The sequence below is a fragment of the Streptomyces sp. NPDC002773 genome, assembly GCF_040295605.1.
Lineage (GTDB): Bacteria > Actinomycetota > Actinomycetes > Streptomycetales > Streptomycetaceae > Streptomyces.
Map to the genome: position 1 here is coordinate 1 of NZ_JBEOVO010000004.1, position 15,267 is coordinate 15,267.

The 15,267-nt window shown below is 73.2% G+C and carries 18 protein-coding genes; 12 read left to right on the forward strand and 6 right to left on the reverse strand.

All coding sequences use genetic code 11. The features are described from left to right. Positions 1 to 101: 101 nt before the first annotated feature. The 6 genes from modA to ABT034_RS07015 form a co-directional block, all read right to left on the reverse strand. Positions 102 to 932, reverse strand: coding sequence for a molybdate ABC transporter substrate-binding protein (gene modA / locus ABT034_RS06990; protein ID WP_351212096.1), 831 nt, complete (start codon positions 930 to 932; stop codon positions 102 to 104). A 119-nt stretch (positions 933 to 1,051) separates the two neighbouring features. Then, positions 1,052 to 1,447 carry a TOBE domain-containing protein gene (locus ABT034_RS06995; protein ID WP_351212098.1) on the reverse strand — a complete coding sequence of 132 codons (396 nt, stop codon included), beginning with the start codon at positions 1,445 to 1,447 and terminating at the stop codon, positions 1,052 to 1,054. 104 nt (positions 1,448 to 1,551) lie between these two features. Next, a complete protein-coding gene (locus ABT034_RS07000) occupies positions 1,552 to 2,037 on the reverse strand; it encodes an Lrp/AsnC family transcriptional regulator (RefSeq protein ID WP_351212100.1) in 486 nt (161 codons plus the stop codon). A 2-nt stretch (positions 2,038 to 2,039) separates the two neighbouring features. Further along, entirely contained in the window at positions 2,040 to 3,059 is a 1,020-nt protein-coding gene (locus ABT034_RS07005; protein ID WP_351212102.1) for an iron-containing redox enzyme family protein, read from the reverse strand. Further along, on the reverse strand, positions 3,056 to 3,373 hold the full coding sequence (locus ABT034_RS07010) for a CDGSH iron-sulfur domain-containing protein (RefSeq protein ID WP_351212103.1): 318 nt from the start codon (positions 3,371 to 3,373) through the stop codon (positions 3,056 to 3,058). The genes ABT034_RS07005 and ABT034_RS07010 overlap by 4 nt, the downstream gene beginning before the upstream one ends. A 157-nt stretch (positions 3,374 to 3,530) precedes the next feature. Continuing rightward, positions 3,531 to 4,253, reverse strand: a complete 723-nt coding sequence (locus ABT034_RS07015; RefSeq protein WP_351212105.1) for a HemK2/MTQ2 family protein methyltransferase — start codon at positions 4,251 to 4,253, stop codon at positions 3,531 to 3,533. A 169-nt stretch (positions 4,254 to 4,422) separates the two neighbouring features. Between ABT034_RS07015 and ABT034_RS07020 the strand changes: the two genes are divergently transcribed. The 12 genes from ABT034_RS07020 to ABT034_RS07075 all read left to right on the forward strand — a co-directional run bounded on the left by ABT034_RS07020 (position 4,423) and on the right by ABT034_RS07075 (position 15,265). Continuing rightward, positions 4,423 to 4,992, forward strand: a complete 570-nt coding sequence (locus ABT034_RS07020) for an SRPBCC family protein (RefSeq protein ID WP_351212107.1) — start codon at positions 4,423 to 4,425, stop codon at positions 4,990 to 4,992. 223 nt (positions 4,993 to 5,215) lie between these two features. Further along, positions 5,216 to 5,896, forward strand: a complete 681-nt coding sequence (locus ABT034_RS07025) for an HAD family hydrolase (protein WP_351212109.1) — start codon at positions 5,216 to 5,218, stop codon at positions 5,894 to 5,896. 37 nt (positions 5,897 to 5,933) lie between these two features. Continuing rightward, positions 5,934 to 7,337, forward strand: a complete 1,404-nt coding sequence (locus ABT034_RS07030; protein WP_351212111.1) for an FAD-dependent oxidoreductase — start codon at positions 5,934 to 5,936, stop codon at positions 7,335 to 7,337. A 134-nt stretch (positions 7,338 to 7,471) separates the two neighbouring features. Beyond that, complete coding sequence (locus ABT034_RS07035; protein ID WP_351212113.1) at positions 7,472 to 7,723, forward strand: BON domain-containing protein; 252 nt, start codon at positions 7,472 to 7,474, stop codon at positions 7,721 to 7,723. A gap of 101 nt (positions 7,724 to 7,824) precedes the next feature. Further along, positions 7,825 to 8,655, forward strand: a complete 831-nt coding sequence (locus tag ABT034_RS07040) for a metallophosphoesterase family protein (RefSeq protein WP_351212115.1) — start codon at positions 7,825 to 7,827, stop codon at positions 8,653 to 8,655. 153 nt (positions 8,656 to 8,808) lie between these two features. Continuing rightward, on the forward strand, positions 8,809 to 10,284 hold the full coding sequence (locus tag ABT034_RS07045; RefSeq protein ID WP_351212117.1) for an aminotransferase class I/II-fold pyridoxal phosphate-dependent enzyme: 1,476 nt from the start codon (positions 8,809 to 8,811) through the stop codon (positions 10,282 to 10,284). A gap of 56 nt (positions 10,285 to 10,340) precedes the next feature. Then, a complete protein-coding gene (locus ABT034_RS07050) occupies positions 10,341 to 11,897 on the forward strand; it encodes a PP2C family protein-serine/threonine phosphatase (protein WP_351212119.1) in 1,557 nt (518 codons plus the stop codon). A 56-nt stretch (positions 11,898 to 11,953) separates the two neighbouring features. Continuing rightward, positions 11,954 to 13,291 carry a preATP grasp domain-containing protein gene (locus ABT034_RS07055; RefSeq protein ID WP_351212121.1) on the forward strand — a complete coding sequence of 446 codons (1,338 nt, stop codon included), beginning with the start codon at positions 11,954 to 11,956 and terminating at the stop codon, positions 13,289 to 13,291. Positions 13,292 to 13,379: 88 nt separating this feature from the next. Further along, a complete protein-coding gene (locus ABT034_RS07060; protein ID WP_351212123.1) occupies positions 13,380 to 13,643 on the forward strand; it encodes a GlsB/YeaQ/YmgE family stress response membrane protein in 264 nt (87 codons plus the stop codon). 76 nt (positions 13,644 to 13,719) lie between these two features. Beyond that, entirely contained in the window at positions 13,720 to 14,040 is a 321-nt protein-coding gene (gvpO, locus tag ABT034_RS07065; RefSeq protein WP_351212125.1) for a gas vesicle protein GvpO, read from the forward strand. A 62-nt stretch (positions 14,041 to 14,102) separates the two neighbouring features. Next, on the forward strand, positions 14,103 to 14,549 hold the full coding sequence (locus ABT034_RS07070; protein WP_351212127.1) for a gas vesicle structural protein GvpA: 447 nt from the start codon (positions 14,103 to 14,105) through the stop codon (positions 14,547 to 14,549). Further along, the gene (locus ABT034_RS07075) at positions 14,546 to 15,265 is read left to right on the forward strand and encodes a GvpL/GvpF family gas vesicle protein (RefSeq protein WP_351212129.1); all 720 of its coding nucleotides are present in this window, start codon (positions 14,546 to 14,548) and stop codon (positions 15,263 to 15,265) included. Before ABT034_RS07070 ends, ABT034_RS07075 begins: the two co-directional genes overlap by 4 nt. Positions 15,266 to 15,267 lie beyond the last annotated feature (2 nt).

Sequence of the window (15,267 nt, forward strand, 5' to 3'; positions counted from 1 at the left end):
CCCGCCCCCCGCCCCCCCCCGGGGGCGGCGGGCGGGCCCGGGCCCGGGCCGCCGCCTGTCCGTCCCCCCGGAGACGGACAGCCCCACCCGCGCTTCCGGGACTACGGCTTCTGGAAGCCGGCGTCCTGGAAGATCTTCTGCGCCTCGGGCGAGGACAGCCAGGCGACGAAGGCCGCCGCGGCCGCCGCGTTCTCGGAGTCCTTGATCGTGGCGGCGGGGTAGGCGGCGATGGCGTTCTGCGCGTCCGGGATCTCGACGGCGTCGACCTTGTCCTCGGCGCTCTCGGCGTCGGTCCGGTAGACGAGCCCGGCGTCGGCCTCGCCCAGCTCGACCTTGCTCAGGACGGCGCGGACGTTCGGCTCCTGGGAGACCGGCTTCACCGTGATCTTCTGGGCGTCGAGGATCTTCGCGCTGTACTTGCCGGCCGGGACCTCGGGGGCGGCGAGGACGACCTTGAGCTTGGTGTCCGCGAGGTCCTTCAGCTCGTCGACCTTGAACGGGTTGCCCTCGGCGGTGGCGATCACGAGCCGGTTCCTGGCGATGACGGTCGGGGCGCCGGTGTCGGCCTTCACCTTGTCCATGCTCTTGGTGTCGGCGGTGACCAGGGCGTCGGCGCGGGAGCCCTGGGCGACCTGGGCCACGAGTTCCTGCGAGCCGGCGAAGGAGAAGGTGATGCTCGTGCCGGGGTGGGCCTTCTCGTACGCGGCTCCGGCGGTCTCGAACACATCGGTGAGGGAGGCGGCGGCGAGCACCGTCAGCTGGGCTGCGGGCGCCCCGGAGCCGGAGGCCGGGGATCCGGTGCTGGGCTTCGACGTGCCGTCCTGCGGGCCGGTGCCGGTGTCGCTGCCGCAGGCGGCCAGCGGCAGCAGCAGTCCGGCCGTGGCGGCGACGGCGAGGGCCCGGCGGCCGGTGAGGGTGCGGATGTGGCGCATGAGGGTGGGACTCCTTGAGCGCGGGGCGGCGCTGCCGCCCGACAGGTGGGTGGCCCGGCCCCGTGGGTGACCCGTACAGGTGGGCGACCCGAGCAGGGGGGGACCCGGACCGTGCGGGATCAGGTCCGGTCGATGTGCACGCTGGTCGACTTCACGCGGGCGGTGGCCTGCATGCCGACCTCAAGGCCCAGCTCCTCCACGGCCTCGCGGGTGAGGAGCGACACGAGCCGGTGCGGGCCCGCCTGGATCTCCACCTGCGCGGCGATGTCGCCGAGCTTCACCGCCGTGACGATGCCGGGGAACGCGTTGCGCGCCGAGGTGTACGGCACGTCCTCGTCGCCCGGGCCGTGCTGCGCGACCTCGACGGAGAAGGCGGCCAGGTCGCGGCCGTCGATGAGACGCCGGCCGTTCTCGTCGCGATGGGTCGCGACCCGGCCGGCGTCGGCCCAGCGGCGTGCGGTGTCGGGGCTCACGCCCAGCAGGCGCGCCGCCTGTCCGATGGTGTAGGACTGCATGTGCGACACGTTAGGCGGCATCAGCTCTCATCTGCAATGAACCGGGGATCATCTCATCGCATCTGCCAACCAGCTTGGAGGAACCGCCAAAGGGTTGGGGGGCCTCAGCGAGGGCCGGAGCCCGTCCGCCGCCCCACCGCCTCGACCAGCGGCAGCAGCCGGTGCGCCACCCGCTCCCGCAGCGCGATCTCGGTTCGGGTGCGGACCACTCCCGGCAGCTGGATCAGACGCTGGATGACGTCCTCCAGGTGTCCGGCGTCCCGGGCCACCACCCGGGTGAGCAGATCCCCGCCGCCGGTGATGGAGAAGGCCTCCACGATCTCCGGCACGGTCGCGAGCGCGTCGCCGACCTCGTCCAGATGCCCCTGGGTCACCTCGATGTGCACGAACGCGAGCACCGGGTGGCCCAGGGCGGCGGGGGAGAGGACGGGACCCGTCGCGGTGATCACACCGTCCCGCTCCAGACGGTCGATCCTGGCCTGCACGGTGCCCCGCGCCACCCCCAGGATCCGCGCGTACTCCCGCACGCTGGTCCGCGGCTGCTCGATGAGCAGCCGCAGGATCCTGGTGTCGAGCTCGTCCACCGCCATGCTCAGCCGGCCTCCTCGGAAGGGGTCCGCAGCGCGCTCTCGCCCCGCGACCAGGCGTCCACCAGTCGGCTGGTGAACCGTTCGTCCAGGAGACAGGTCGCGGCGATGCCGAAGGTGACCTCGGGCGCGAGGTCGGGTTCGTCCTCGAGGAGACCGCTCACGACCTCCCTGCGTACCACCTGCTCGTGGACGGCGTCCGCCTCCACGTGTTCGTCGTAGTACCGCTCCGCCGCAGGCCCCGCCCCGGACCGGCGCAGAGCAGCGGCGAGCCGGGAGGCGGCGGGCGACGAGGTGATCTCCAGGACGGCGAAGTGCCCCACGAGCGCCCCGCGCAGCCTCCGGTGCAGGCCGAACAGCGACATCAGGTTGGAGACCGCGAGCGTCTCGGCCCCGGCCAGGTCCACGAACCGCCCGTACGACGGGTCGAGACCCAGCGCCGTCATGAGGTCCGCGTAGAGCCCGGCGTGCATGCGTTCCGCCCGTCCGCAGCCGTACTCGTCGTACGCGATCGCCACCATCGCCGCCTTGGCGCGTCCCCGCAGCCGGGGCACGACCCAGAGCTGCGGATCGGTCTCCCGGAGCTGCGTCACGGAGCGCAGCACCGCGTGCTCGCGCAGCTGCCACGGCTCCCCCTCGGACATGAGGAAATGCGAGACGTCGGTGCCCTCGGCCGGTTCGACGAGCAGGGCGGCCAGCGCCTCGTCCAGGTCCGGACGGTCGCGGCAGTCGTGCCGCAGCGCACTCTCGAAACGGTGCTCCAGGAGGGCCCGCGTCCCCAGCAGACCGGCGTCCCATTCGAGCGTGTCGGGGACACCTTCGAAGCCCTGGTAGTGCTGCTCGTAACAGAGGTGGAGGGCGAGCTGCAGATCCTCTCCGTACGGGGAGCAGCGCGCGATCTGCGCCTCGCTCGGCAGCTGCCCGCCGCCGCCCCCGAGCAGCCGTTTTCGTACGGCGTACGACACGTCGCCGCGCGCCTCGGGCACGGGGGGCGCCGCCCTCGCGAGCGGCGGGACGGCAGTCATGGGGTACCGGCCTCCTCGGTCGGTTCGCCGGGCGCGCGCGTCGTCGAGGTGCGGGAGCCGCGCCTGAGGCGGGGGCGGTGGCTGGTGTCGCAGAACGGCGCCCGCAGGCTCCGGCGGCAGGTGCACAGGGCCATCATGGGGCGGTCGCAGTGGACCACCGACCCGTCCGGCATGACGATGTCCGCCGGCCCCTCCATCAGGAGCGGGCCCTCGGTGAGGGGCTGGACCCGGGGGGCCGCGGGGCGGGGACCGGCGGGCTCGGACGCGTCCCGCTCGTCCCGCCGGGGGGCGTTCCCGTCAGGGGAAGCAGACATCACACACCACCGATCTCATGAACTTCACGGACGTCGCGCGACTGCCCTGGCCGCCGCGCCGCAACCACGGCCTCACCCTGCACCATGGCCCTTACACCCATCGCGGCTTCCACCCGCATCACGGCCTCCGTACCCTTCACAGCCTCCACGTGACCCATCACGGCCTCCTCGCGCGGATGACCACGAGCTCTTCCGTGCGCGCGCCGGCCGGGATCAGTCCCTGGTCCGCCAGCCAGTCCGAGCGGGACGACATCACGGGCCCGAAGGACTCCGTGCGGCGGTCCACCACACGGGCCTCCAGACCGCGCCGCCCGAGCCCCTCCAGAGTGGCGTCGACGCCCGACAGCGACGACTGGACGAGCAGCAGGACGCCGGAGGGTGTCAGGAGCCGCGGTGCCCGCGCGCAGATCCGGTCGAGGAGCAGCCGGCCGTCGGTTCCGGCGTCCCAGGCCCTTCGCGCGCCCCGGGCGGGTACGTCCGGGTCCTCGCTGGGCACGTACGGGGGGTTCACGGTGACCAGGTCGAAGCGTTCGCCGGGCACCGCCGCGTCCAGGTCGCCGCGCAGGACCCGGATCCGGCAGCGGTGCAGCAGGGCGTTGAACCGCGCGGTGGTGATCGCGGAGCGTGAGATGTCGACGGCGGTGGCGCGGGCGCCCTGCCGGGCGGCGACCAGGGCGAGGGCGCCGGTGCCCGTGCACAGGTCGAGCGAGCGTGCGCCCGGCCGCAGCTCCTCGCGCCGGACGTGCGACGCGAGCAGGCCGGTGTCCGTCTGGGGCGCGTACACCCCGGGGAGACGCCACACCCGCGGGATGTACGCCGACGGCGCGAGGCCGTCCACCGGCGCGAGCGCTTCCCCCGCACCCGTCGTCAGTATCTTCATCTCCGGTCTCCTTCGATCGTGTCGTCCGCGAATACCCCTGACCTGCTCCGCCATGCCAGGTCCCCCCGCCGAGGCCGACGCGTCGGCCTCGTACGCATGAGGTGCGCTTCGTCGGGTACGCGCGGGTTGATCGCGAAACAGACCGTGACGACTCGGAGGAGGAACCACCATGAGCAAGGTCGAGCAGACGATCGACGTCGATGTACCGCTGCGGACCGCGTACAACCAGTGGACGCAGTTCGAGGAGTTCCCGAAGTTCATGGAGGGCGTCGAGGACGTCCGCCAGATCGACGACCGGCACAGCCACTGGCGGACCAAGGTTGCGGGCGTGCGGCGTGAGTTCGACACGGAGATCGTGGACCAGCTGCCCGACGAGCGGATCTCGTGGCGGACGGTCGCGGGGGACACCCGGCAGAAGGGCGTGGTGAGCTTCCAGCCGCTCGACGCCGAGCACACCCGCGTGCGCCTCGCGATGGACGTCGAGGCCGACGGCATGATGGAGAAGGTCGGGGAGGCGGTCGGTGTGCTCGACCGGCGCGTCAAGGGCGACCTGAAGCGGTTCAAGGGCTACATCGAGGAGCACGGCCACGAGACCGGTGGCTGGCGCGGCCGGGTCCGCCCGGCGGACGCCGACACCGCCCAGGGCACCACGGGCGGCCTGATGGACGAAGGCCCCGGACCGGTACGACGGGACGCCGGCCCCGAGGACCCGGGCATGGGCGGCATGGGCCGACTCTGACCGGACGGCCGCCCTGGCCGGACGGCCGCGCTGACCGGACGGCCGCGCTGACCGGACGGCCGCGCTGACCGGACGGCCGCGCTGACCGGACGGCCGCGCTGACCGGACGGCCGCCCTGGCCGGACGGCCGCTCTGACCGAACGGCCGCCCTGGCCGGACGGCCGAGCTGAACGCCCACCCCCGACCCCACGACGGCCCCGGCCGCTCGAAGGGAGCCCCGGACATGGACCGTGTCGCGCTCTTCGACGTCGACGGAACCCTCGTCGACTCGAACGCCCTGCATGTCGTCGCCTGGTGGGAGGCCCTGCGTCAGGGCGGACACCACGTCCCCACGCACGCCGTCCACCGGGCGATCGGCCTGCCGGGAGAGGATCTCCTGGCGCACCTGCTCGGCCCCGGGAGGGATCGGTCGCAGGACGGGCGCCTCAGCGGCGCCCACGACGCCCTGTACGGGACGTACTTCGAGCGGCTCGTCGCCTTCGACGGGGCCGCGGACCTGCTGCGGACCCTCGCGGGCAGCGGCTGGAAGGTCGTGCTCGTGACCTCGGCCAAGGACCGGGAACTCGACGCTTTGCGCCGGGCCCTGGACGCGGACGACGCGATCACGGCCACGGCCACATCCGACGACGTCGAAGAGGGCAAGCCGGCCCCGGACCCCGTCGAGCACGCGCTCTCCCTGGTGGGAGGGAGCGCGGACGGGGCCGTCTTCGTCGGTGACAGCGTGTGGGACATGAAGGCCGCCCGCCGCGCCGGCGTGGTCTGCGTCGGGCTGCTGTGCGGCGGCCTTCCACGGGAGGACCTGGCGGAGGCGGGCGCCGCCGCCGTGTACGACGACGCGGCCGACCTCCTCTCCCACCTCGGCACCGGCCCGCTCGCGACCGGCCCCGCCGCCGGCTCCGCGTAGCCGCCGGGCCGGCCGACCGCCCCCGAGAGGAGCGCTCATGCGCGCAGACCGGAACTCGTACTGGATGGAGTCGGCGCCGCCCGGCGGCCTCCACCCACCGCTGGACCGCGACCTCAGCGCCGACGTGGTCGTGGTGGGCGCCGGGATCGCCGGACTGTCGACCGCGCGCGCACTGGCCCGCGCCGGGCGCGACGTGGTGGTCCTCGAAGCCGGCCGGATCGCGGCCGGGGTGACCGGCCACACCACGGGCAAGCTGACCTCCCTGCACGGGATGTGTTACGAACGCCTGCGCCGCCGCCAGGGCGCCGAGGCGGCGGCCCTGTACGCCGACGCCCAGGAGAACGCCCTGCGCGAGGTGGTGCGCCTCTGCGAGGAGCTGGGCGTCGACGCGGAGATCGAGCACCGTCCCGCGTACACCTACACCCTCGACGAGGAACGTGCGGGGGACGTCAGGGCCGAGGCGGCGGCAGCCTCGGCGGCGGGCCTGCGGGCCAGCGCGGTGACCGACACGGGGCTCCCTTATCCCGTCGCGGCGGCCGTCCGGGTGGAGGACCAACTCCAGTTCCACCCGCGCCGGTTCCTGCTCGGCCTCGCGGCCGACCTCGTCGCGCACGGCGGCCGTGTCCACGAGAACACCCGCGTCACCGACCTGCACGAGGGCGCCGAGTGCCGCCTCACCGTCGAGGGCGGCCACACCGTCCACGCCCGTGACGTCGTCCTCGCCACCCACTTCCCCCTCCGCTGCCACACCACCCTCCTGATGCGGCTCTCGCTGCACCGCGAACTCGTCGTCGCCGCCGCCGTCGAGGAACGCCACGACCCGCACGGGATGTACCTGACGCCCGAACACGGCACCCGCTCCGTCCGCACCGCCCCCCTGGGCGACGGCAGACGGCTGCTGATCGTCGCGGGCGAGAGCTTCGAACCGGGCAGCGGAGGCGTACGCGCGCGGTACGAGCGCCTCGAAACCTGGGCGCGCGAGCAGTTGCCGGGCTTCGCCGAGGCGCCGACGGTCCATCGGTGGGCGGCCCAGGACATCCACACCGCCGACGGGTTGCCCTGCATCGGCCACGAACACCCCGACACCGAACACGTCTTCATCGCCACCGGCTTCGGCGGCTGGGGGCTCAGCAACGGCGTCGCCGCGGGCGCGTTGCTCACCGCGCATCTGACCGGCGCGCCCCGTCCGGCCTGGACCGAACTCGTCGACCCCCGCCGTCGGCTGCCCGGCCGCGAGGTTCCCGGGGTCGTACGCCATCAGGCCACCGTGGCACGCCACTTCGTGGGGGGTCTGCGAACCGGCCGGCGCTGCACGCACATGGGTTGCGAGCTGGGATTCAACGAGGCCGAGCAGACCTGGGAATGCCCCTGCCACGGCTCCCGCTTCGCGGCGGACGGGCGGGTGCTCCAGGGCCCGGCGACCCGCCCCCTCGAGATGTGATCGGCAAGTCAAGAACTGATCGGCAAGTCAAGAACTGATCGGCGAGACGTGACGACGAGAAGACGACGAGACGTGACGACCAGAAGACGACGAGACGTGATCGATGCCCGGCGGGACCAGGACGGAGGGACGCCATGAGCACCGGAGAGAGCGAGTACCGGATCGCCCGGTTGAGGGACCGGCTCGCGCGCGAGGAGGTGGCCGAGCTCGGGGTGCGGATCGAGGTGCGCGGGGCGGTCGTCCTCCTGACGGGAACCGTCCCGACGGCCGACCGCCGTGACGAGATCCTCCGGATCGCCGAGGCGGAGCTGGCCGACCTCCCCGTCCGCGCGGACCTCCAGGTCGCCTGCGCGGACCCGCCCGACCGACCCGAGGAGCTGCTGTGACATCCCCTGGCGCGACTTCCGCCGGCGCGACTTCCCCCAGTACCACGACCCCTGGAGCGGCCACCCCCGGCGCGACCTCCCCCGATGTGACGCCCCTGGGCATGACGGCCCCCGTCGTGGCCTCACCCGCGGCGGTCCCCCCCGCCGCGCAGGACGGAGCCGTCGTCCGGGTGGCCGCGGTGGGCGACATCCACCTGGGCCCGGACTGCCGGGGCCTGCTGCGTCCCTCCTTCGAGACCCTCCACCACAGCGCGGACGTCCTCCTCCTCGCCGGCGACCTCACCCGCCACGGCACCGTCGCCGAGGCGGAGGTCGTCGCGGAGGAGGTACGCGACCTGGGCGTCCCCGTCGTCGCCGTGCTCGGCAACCACGACTACCACTCCGAGCAGGAGACGGAGGTCGCGCGGGTCCTTACCGAGGCCGGCGTCACCGTCCTGGAGGGCGAGAGCGTCGTCCTGCCGGTGGCTGGGGGCAAGGTCGGCATCGCCGGCACGAAGGGGTTCTGCGGCGGCTTCGCGGGCCGCAGCGCCGGAGAGTTCGGCGAACGCGAGATGAAGGACTTCGTCCGCACCAGCCGCCGGGGCGCCGACGGCCTGCGGCGGGCCCTCACCGAGCTGAACGCCGACGGCTGCGGCGCACGGATCGCCCTCACCCACTTCGCGCCCGTCCCCGACACCCTCGCCGGCGAACCGGTGGAGATCTACCCCTTCCTGGGCAGTTACCTCCTCGCGGAGGCCATCGACGAGTCCGGCGCCGACCTCGCGGTGCACGGCCACGCCCACCTGGGCACCGAGCACGGCATGACGGCCGCCGGGGTACGCGTCAGGAACGTCGCCCAGCCCGTCATCCGCAGGGCCTTCGCCCTCTACCACCTGCCGCTCGCCCGGACGACGCCCGTGCCCGTGGCCGGGGTGGCGCGTACGCCCGGCTGAGGCGGCGGTCCCGTACGCCTGTTCGGAGTGACCCCTGTCGGAGTGGGCTTCACGTTTCCGGTGGCGGCCGCGGGCAAGACGCGTGGAGAACCCGAGTGGCCGTCCTCCCCGAGGGCGGCCCCGAACCCGCGCCGTCCGGCCATGGGAGGAACGATGGACCAGTCACGCGCTCCGGTACTGGAGGCCCTGCAGGAGTTCCGGCGAAGGAACGACGTCGTGTACGGGCCGCCCGGTCACAAGCAGGGGCGCGGGGCGGATCCCCGGGTCGCGGACGTCGTCGGGCTCGACGTGTTCCGCTCGGACGTCCTCCTGCTCAACGGGCTCGACGACCGCAGGGAGTCCCAGGGGGTCCTCAGCCACGCCCAGGAGCTGATGGCCGACGCGGTCGGCGCCGAGCGGACCTTCTTCTCGACCTGCGGCAGCTCCCTCTCCATCAAGACGGCCATGCTCTCCGTGGCGGGCCCGGGAGAGAAGCTGCTGCTCTCGCGCAACGCGCACAAGTCCGTCATCTCGGCCGTCGTCATCAACGGCGTGGAGCCCGTCTGGGTCCACCCGAAGTTCGACGCGGAGCGCCACCTCGCGCACCCGCCGGAGCCGGACGACGTACGCCGCCGCCTCAAGGAGCATCCCGACGCCAAGGGAATGCTCCTCATCACCCCCACCGACTGGGGGACCTGCGCCGACATCCAGGGAGTGGCACGCGTCTGCCACGACTTCGACGTGCCGCTCATCGTCGACGAGGCATGGGGCGCCCACCTGCCCTTCCACCCGGGCCTGCCGCCCTGGGGCATGTTCCACGAGGCGGACCTGGTCGTCACGAGCGTGCACAAGATGGGCGGGGCGATCGAGCAGAGCTCGGTCTTCCACCTCCAGCACGACCGGGTGTCGCCCGAGGTGCTCATGCAGCGCGAGGACCTCCTGGGCACCACCAGCGCCTCCTCCCTCGTCTACGCCACGCTCGACGGCTGGCGCCGGCAGATGGCCGAACACGGCGACGAACTGCTCGACACGGCACTGCGCCGCGCGGGGAGGGTCCGCGCCGCGATCCAGGAGCTGCCCGGCCTGCGGCTGATGGACCGCGAGGTCGTCCAGGCGGGGCTCGCCGCCGACCTCGACCCGCTGAAGCTCGTGATCGACGTACGGGAACTGGGCGTGACCGGCATGCAGGCCGCCGAATGGCTGCGCACACACCGGCACGTCGACGTCGGAAGCTCCGACACCTGCCGCATCAGCGCCTCCCTGACCCACGCCGACGACGACGAGACCGAGGCCACCCTCCTCGCCGCGCTGCGGGCGCTCGTCGAGGGCGCCGACTCCATGGAGCGGCAGCGGCCCGTCCACCTGCCGCGCCCCTCGGCACTGGAACTGGAGCAGGCGATGCGGCCGCGCGACGCGTTCTTCGCCGAGGCGGACCACGTACCGGCGGAGCGCGCCGCGGGCCGTGTCGCGGCCGAGCTGATCACCCCCTACCCGCCGGGAGTGCCCGCGATCGCGCCGGGCGAGGTCATCACCGACGAGGTCGTCGACTACCTGCGCAGCGGCGTCGGGCACGGCATGCTCATCCCGGACGCGGCCGACGCCTCCCTCCGTACGTTCCGCGTCGTGGCGTCCCACGGATCGACCGGGTGAGCGCGCCGGGAACCACCCCGCAGGGCCATCGCCTCCATCCGTGGCATGCTCGTTCCATGACGGCCGAAGGAGCGCGCACCACCGCCCCCACCGCCCCCACGGCGTCCGTGGTCCAGGAGCTGCTGGACGGCCTTTCCGGCTCGGTGACCTTCCTCGTACCGCTCTACGGGGTGGACGGTGAGGTGGAGGACTTCCGGGTCGAGGCGGCCTCGCCCGACGCCGTGGACATCGGGGGCCGCAGAGGCAAGGAACTGGTGGGAGTCAGCGTCGTCGAGACGTATCCGACCGTACGGGGCACGGCCCTGTGGCAGGGGTACCTCGGCGCGCTGGAGGGCGGCGTCCGCTACGACGGCGAACCGTTCGAGTACGAGGAGCTGCCCGCCGGCGTCCCCCGCCGTTCCCGGTACACCGTCCGCGCGGCCGCCTGCCAGGGAGGTCTGATCGTCTCCTGGGTACGCCTCGACAGCGGGGAGCGCGAACAGCGCCGCCTGGAGGTGATGCAGCGCCTAGGGAACCTGGGCTGGGCGAACTGGGACCTGGTCCGCTCCACCCTCACCTGGTCGGAACAGGTCTACGACATCTTCGACCGGGACCCGTCCCTCGGCCCGATGGCGCTGGAGGAGCTGCCCCGGCACGTCGTCGCCGCAGACCTGCCCGCGCTGCGCGACGACCTCCGGCGCCTCCTCGGAGACGGGCGCGCCGTCGACCACACCTTCCGCGTCACCACGGACCGCGGGGAGGTCCGGCACGTCCGGCTCGTCGCCGAGGCCGAGACGGACGCCCTCGGCTCGCCCGTCGAGATCCACGGCTTCTTCCAGGACCTCACCGCCAGGACACGGGCCGAGGAGAGACTCCTCGGGCACGAGCGGACCGCTCTGGCACAGCAGGGGAGACTGGCGGCCGAGCGCGCCCTCGCCGCCCGGCTCCAGCACGCCCTGCTGCCCCTTCCCCAGCAGTCGCTGCGCCTGGCCGGCCTCACCGTCGACGTCGCCTACCAGCCCCACCAGGAGGGCCTCAACGTCGGCGGCGACTGGTACAGCGCCATCGAGCTCCCCGACGGCAGCGCGCTGCTCGTCATCGGCGACGTCGCGGGCCACGGGCTCGACGCCGTGGCCACGATGGCCCAGCTGCGCTTCACCGCCAAGGGCATGGCGATCACCGGGATGCCGCTCCCCACGATCCTCGCCCGGCTCAACACGCTCCTGTGGCACAGCGCGGAGCGCGCCTTCAACACCGCCACGGTGATCATGGCGCGGTACGAGCCGGCCACGGAACTCCTCACCTGGGTGCAGGCCGGCCACCTGCCGCCGCTCCTCCTGCGCCAGGGCGAGGCCCGCTACCTGCCGTCGCCCCACGGCGTCCTCCTCGGCGCCACGACCGCCACGCGCTATGACTCGTCCACCATCCGGCTGCTGCCGGGAGACCATCTGCTGTTCTTCACGGACGGCCTGGTCGAGGCGCCCGGGCAGCTGCTCGACGACGGTCTGGCCCGCCTGGCCCGTACGGCGGTCGAGCACAGCGGGGGCGACCGTCTGCTCGACGACGTGATCGACTCCCTGGTCGACGCGGACACCCGTCGCGACGACATCTGCGTCATGCACATCAGCGTCTGACCGCGCCCCGCGCGCGCCTCCGCCCCGCCCGCCGCCCGCATGTGAGAGACCGCCGTATGGACACGCCCGGCCTCCAGGTCCTCTACGCGAACCTCGTCTCCGATCTGGCGGTGGATCTCGAACAGCGCGAGGTGCTCGGTGCCTGGGCGGAGCAGGCGCCCCGTGAGGTGTGGCTGCTGCACCCCGGAGACATCCTTGTGACGCCTGTGCCCGTCGGCGAGGCGTTCCTGGAGTATGCCTGTGCCCTGACCGGCGTTCCCCGCGGATCGGTGACGGTGATCACCCTGCCCGGCGGCTTCGTGTCGGCGGCCGGACGGGAGCCGCACCGCGCGGCCGTCGACGCGGTGCGCCGGGCGTCCGCCGGCCGCCCCGTGGCCGCCGTCCTCCCCACGGCCCTGGACACCGCGGCCGTCGGTCTCGCCCGCGGCCTGGGAACGACCGTGGCGCCGTACGCCTCGGTCGAAGCGGCCGAGGCCGCGCTCGACGTGACCAGGCTCCTCAACACGAAGGCCGGGTTCCGGCGTACGGCACGGGCCCTCGGCATGCGGCTGCCGGACGGCCGCGTCTGCCGCCGCGCCGAGCTGGCGGGCGTCGTCAAGGAGTTGCTCGGCTCGCACGAACGGGTCGTGGTCAAGCCCGACCGGTCCGCCGGGGGCCACGGTCTGCTGTTCCTCTCGTCGGCCGACGCCCCCTGGGCCGGGGACGAGCTTGCCCCGGTGGGCGGGACGGAGGGACTGTGGGTCGTCGAGGAGGAGATCGACGTGGCACGGTCGGTGAGCGTCCAGCTGGAGACGGGCCCCGAAGGGCCGAGGACGCTGTTCAGCGGCGAGATGCGGACCGTGGAGGGCTGCTTCACGGGCTATCTGTCACCCCTGCCCGCCCCCGCGGCGGAGTCCGCGGCGACGCTGCCGGTGCTGGAGACGTGGGGGTGCGCGCTGGGCGGTTTCCTGACGGAGCACGGCTACGCCGGGCCTTTCGGCATCGACGCGATGGTGTCGGCCGACGGCGGACTCGTGGCGGGCGAGAGCAATGTGCGGCGTACGGCCACGACCACGCCGCAGGCCATGGTGACCCGCCTGGCCGCACGAGCCGGAGCAGGAGCCGCAGCAGGAGTAGGAGCCGCGTGGGGAGCTGGAGCCGTCGACCCGACCTGGGCGACGGGTCGGCTCCGGGCGCCGGAGCCGTACTCCTTCGCGGAGGCCGTGGACCGGCTGCGCATCGGCCGGATCGCCTTCGACCCCGCGCGCGGCGAGGGGATCGTCCTGTACGCCGGGGCGCCGGCCGACGGCCTGACCTGGCGTTACGCCGTGATCGCGGCCGACCGTGACGGCGTGGCGCGGTACGAGGAACAGCTGCGGTCCTCGTGGGCCCCGGAGCTCCCGACGGCCCGTTAGGCCATCGGACGCGCCGGCCGGGCGTGGAGTGGCGCGCGGCGGGCAGGCGGGTCGAAGGGCACGTTGCCCGGAGACCGGGGAGGCGGCGGTGGAGATCTCAGGCGTGATCAGCGCGCTGGTCATCGGAACGGTCGTCGGTGCGCTGGGGCGGCTCGTCGTCCCCGGCCGCCAGCACATCGGCCTGCTGTGGACCGTCGTCGTCGGCATCGCGGCCGCGCTGGTCGGTACGGCGATCGCCCGGGTGGCGGGGCTCTCCGACACCTCGGGGGCGGACTGGACCGAGTGGCTGGCGCAGGTGCTGCTCGCGGCCCTCGGCGTCGCGGCGCTGTCGCGGGTGAACGGCCTGCGCTGACCCCCACCCCACAAGTACGGGACGTTTCACCTGGTTTGGGGACGGAACACCCGGCAACACGAGAGAGGAGAACGTCATGGCCCATTCATCGGAAAGCGGGACGGAGAGCAAGGCCGCGCAGACGGAGAAGGAACGGCAGCCACCGGTGGCCGAGGTGATCCGGACGGCGATGGAGCAGCTCGCGCTCCTCCTGAACCAGCCGGCGGAGGCCGTCAGCTCCTGCGGCCGCGGCGAGGACGGCGACTGGCACCTCACGGTCGAAGTCCTCGAACTGCAGCGCGTACCGGACACGATGAGCCTGCTCGCCTCGTACGAGGTCGAAGCCGACCACAGCGGGCACCTCATCGGCTACCGGCGCACCCGCCGCTACGAGCGGGGACGGGCGGACCGCCGCTGAACGACGCGGCCCCGCCCCTTCCCGTACCCGTCCGTCCCGAGACGAGAGGGAGACCGAGAAGTATGACTGTCATGCCCACCCAGACCGCCGCTCCGGCCACCTCCGGGGGTGGCTCCAGCGGTCTGTACGACGTGCTCGAACTGGTTCTTGACCGTGGCCTGGTGATCGACGCGTTCGTGCGCGTCTCCCTGGTCGGCATCGAGATCCTGAAGATCGACGTACGTGTCGTCGTGGCGAGCGTCGACACCTATCTGCGCTTCGCCGAGGCCTGCAACCGCCTCGACCTGGAAGCCGGTCCGCGCAAGAACCCCGGCCTGCCCGAACTGCTCGGCGACGCGACCGAGTCCGGCGCCCGCGCCAAGACCAAGGGCGCGCTGAGCGGCGCCGCGCAGAGCATCTCCGACGCCTTCCACCAGGCCAAGGACGAGGCGACGGAGGAGAAGAGCAGCAGTAGCAGCAGCGGCGGATCGCGCCGCCGCACCTCGACCCGCCGGGAGGAGAAGGAATGAGCACGTACGTCTACGGCATCGCGCCCGCCGACCGGAAGCTGCCCGACCCGATCGAGGGCATCGGCGAACCCCCGCGGCCCGTCCGCACCGTACGCAGCGGTGACCTGGTGGCCCTGTGCAGCGACGCGCCGCCCGAACTGAAGGCGAAGCGCCGCGACCTGCTCGCGCACCAGCACGTCGTGATCCTGGCCGGCAAGGACGGTCCGGTGCTGCCCCTGCGGTTCGGCGGGGTCTCGCCCGACGACGAGACCGTCGCCGCCATCCTCGAGGAGCACCACGACCGCTATCTGGAGCGGCTGGAGAAGCTCGACGGCAAGGAGGAGTTCAACGTCAAGGTCTACCACGACGAGGAGGCCGTGCTGCACGTCGTGCTCGCCGGCGACCCCGGCCTGCTGGCCCGGCACGCCGCCCAACGCGCGGCGGGCGGTGCCAGTCACGAGGAGAAGCTCGCCTTCGGCGAGCTGGTCGCGCGGGCCGTCGCCGAGCGGGAGAAGACCGACGCGGTGCTCGTCGAGCAGACCCTCGCGCCGTACGCGGCGGCGGTCGTGCGCGGACCGGAGGGCAGCGGCTGGCTGGCGAACCTGTCGTTCCTCGTGGAACGCGAACGCCAGGAGGAGTTCCTCGGCGCCGTGCGCGCCCTCCACCAGGAGCACGAGCACCTCAAGGAACAGGTGACGGGCCCGCTGCCCGTGTACAGCTTCGTCGAGACGGAGTGACC

Coding starts and splice junctions, on each gene's coding strand:
- modA (WP_351212096.1), bottom strand. CDS start 932: ATGCGCCACATCCGCACCCTCACCGGCCGCCGGGCCCTCGCCGTCGCC.
- ABT034_RS06995 (WP_351212098.1), bottom strand. CDS start 1,447: ATGCAGTCCTACACCATCGGACAGGCGGCGCGCCTGCTGGGCGTGAGC.
- ABT034_RS07000 (WP_351212100.1), bottom strand. CDS start 2,037: ATGGCGGTGGACGAGCTCGACACCAGGATCCTGCGGCTGCTCATCGAG.
- ABT034_RS07005 (WP_351212102.1), bottom strand. CDS start 3,059: ATGACTGCCGTCCCGCCGCTCGCGAGGGCGGCGCCCCCCGTGCCCGAG.
- ABT034_RS07010 (WP_351212103.1), bottom strand. CDS start 3,373: ATGTCTGCTTCCCCTGACGGGAACGCCCCCCGGCGGGACGAGCGGGAC.
- ABT034_RS07015 (WP_351212105.1), bottom strand. CDS start 4,253: ATGAAGATACTGACGACGGGTGCGGGGGAAGCGCTCGCGCCGGTGGAC.
- ABT034_RS07020 (WP_351212107.1), top strand. CDS start 4,423: ATGAGCAAGGTCGAGCAGACGATCGACGTCGATGTACCGCTGCGGACC.
- ABT034_RS07025 (WP_351212109.1), top strand. CDS start 5,216: ATGGACCGTGTCGCGCTCTTCGACGTCGACGGAACCCTCGTCGACTCG.
- ABT034_RS07030 (WP_351212111.1), top strand. CDS start 5,934: ATGCGCGCAGACCGGAACTCGTACTGGATGGAGTCGGCGCCGCCCGGC.
- ABT034_RS07035 (WP_351212113.1), top strand. CDS start 7,472: ATGAGCACCGGAGAGAGCGAGTACCGGATCGCCCGGTTGAGGGACCGG.
- ABT034_RS07040 (WP_351212115.1), top strand. CDS start 7,825: ATGACGGCCCCCGTCGTGGCCTCACCCGCGGCGGTCCCCCCCGCCGCG.
- ABT034_RS07045 (WP_351212117.1), top strand. CDS start 8,809: ATGGACCAGTCACGCGCTCCGGTACTGGAGGCCCTGCAGGAGTTCCGG.
- ABT034_RS07050 (WP_351212119.1), top strand. CDS start 10,341: ATGACGGCCGAAGGAGCGCGCACCACCGCCCCCACCGCCCCCACGGCG.
- ABT034_RS07055 (WP_351212121.1), top strand. CDS start 11,954: ATGGACACGCCCGGCCTCCAGGTCCTCTACGCGAACCTCGTCTCCGAT.
- gvpO (WP_351212125.1), top strand. CDS start 13,720: ATGGCCCATTCATCGGAAAGCGGGACGGAGAGCAAGGCCGCGCAGACG.
- ABT034_RS07070 (WP_351212127.1), top strand. CDS start 14,103: ATGACTGTCATGCCCACCCAGACCGCCGCTCCGGCCACCTCCGGGGGT.
- ABT034_RS07075 (WP_351212129.1), top strand. CDS start 14,546: ATGAGCACGTACGTCTACGGCATCGCGCCCGCCGACCGGAAGCTGCCC.